Below are 1,576 nucleotides of genomic sequence, written 5' to 3'. Positions count from 1 at the left end.
GCCAACAATGGCTCCTATGAAAAGCCCTAGTCCATCCCGATAGCTTCTCCTTCGTAATACTATGGAGAAGGAGCTATCGGGACTCTAAAGTTCAAACAAAGGATTAGATAAACTCGGAAAAAAATCTTCTCATATCCTGTCACAGAGAAGGAATATCAAGTAAATTTATCCGCATATAACAAGTTGGCAACAAATAGAGCAATTAATTCCACAAATGATTTAAATATGAAAATATTATTTTATCTTTTTTTTATTTGTTCAATAAAATCTTACGCTCAAAATGGGGAAATTGCCCATGTGTCCTTTAATTTGAATAATGAAATTATAAATAAGGACAATCGAAAAATAATTGAGAAAAACGGAGAAATTACATTTTATATTAAAGGAAATTATTTCCGATACATTGACAATTTAGAAATAACAAACGCGTTGCAAAACGAAATAGAAAAATTGGATTTAAAGACTATTTTAGACTTAATGATTTATAGAAATGAATTAATAGAAAAAAACATAAAGAATTCTGAGAAAAACGGAAACTTAAAAATCCTTCAAAACTTTGAAGTTTATAAGCAGATATACATATATGAAAAGGAAAATGGATCTATATTAAAATACCCTGTGATTTGGTTAGAAGTAATAGAATGTCAGTGAAAACAAATAAAAATACCAGTTGCCAACAACGTCTCCTATGAAAAGCCCTAGTCCATCACGATAGCTTCTCCTTCGTAATACTATGGGGAAGGAGCTATCGGGACTCTAAAGTTCAAATAAAGGATTATAAAAAATCTAATTGAATTACTAAGACGTTAGCTAACAAGGGTATCAATTCAGTCTTTCCCTTTAAATAAACAGAAATTTCTTACTTTTAAACAGCTTGAGTTCTTAATTGTAAAATTCTAATCAGTTTTACAGCTAAAATTATGGCCCAAACACTTTGGAAAAATATTTGAAATATGAAGAAAATCTTAGTATTGATAATCCCCTTATTTTTAATTAGTAGTTGTGGTAAGCTAGATAAAAAAACTTATGTGACACTTTCAGGAAGTTTAAAAAATTCGATAGCTGACACACTGCAAATTTTGAATTCAAAGCAAGTGGTATTGAAGAATATTAATCTTGATAATCAAAGTTTGTTTAGCGACACATTGAAGGTCCCTGAAGGTTACTATTCAATTAAATATGACAAAGAACAGGCTCAAATCTTCCTTAAACCCGGCTTTGATTTAAGCATAAGTTTCACTCCAAATGACCTTGGAGAATCTCCGAAATTTGATGGTCAGGGGGCTGATGAAAACAACTATCTTGTTGCGAAAACTGCCCTTAATAAATCTATTCATGAAACCGTGCAATATGATTATCTAGGCCTATCCGAAGAAGATTATCTAAAATCACTTGATTCTATATATAATGAGAAACTAGATCTCCTGGCAAAGTATTCAGATAAATTGGATGAGGACTTTGTTTTCTATGAACAAAAAGGCCTTGAATTTGAAAAGGGAACAGATCTGGCAAAATTTCCAATGATGAAAAGCTACATCACGGGGGACAATACTTTTAAAGTTTCAGAAAATTATCC

The 1,576-nt window shown here is 31.1% G+C and carries 2 protein-coding genes; both read left to right on the top strand.

The genetic code is table 11. The features are described 5' to 3' along the window. Positions 1–225 precede the first annotated feature (225 nt). On the top strand, positions 226–651 hold the full coding sequence (locus tag WBM60_RS04675; RefSeq protein ID WP_424282805.1) for a hypothetical protein: 426 nt from the start codon (positions 226–228) through the stop codon (positions 649–651). Positions 652–953: 302 nt separating this feature from the next. After that, on the top strand, positions 954–1,576 hold a 623-nt coding region (locus tag WBM60_RS04670; RefSeq protein WP_424282804.1), incomplete at its 3' end, for a hypothetical protein.

The sequence above is a fragment of the Eudoraea sp. genome (assembly GCF_049669105.1).
GTDB lineage: Bacteria > Bacteroidota > Bacteroidia > Flavobacteriales > Flavobacteriaceae > Eudoraea.
This window is presented reverse-complemented; position numbering and strand designations above follow the sequence as displayed.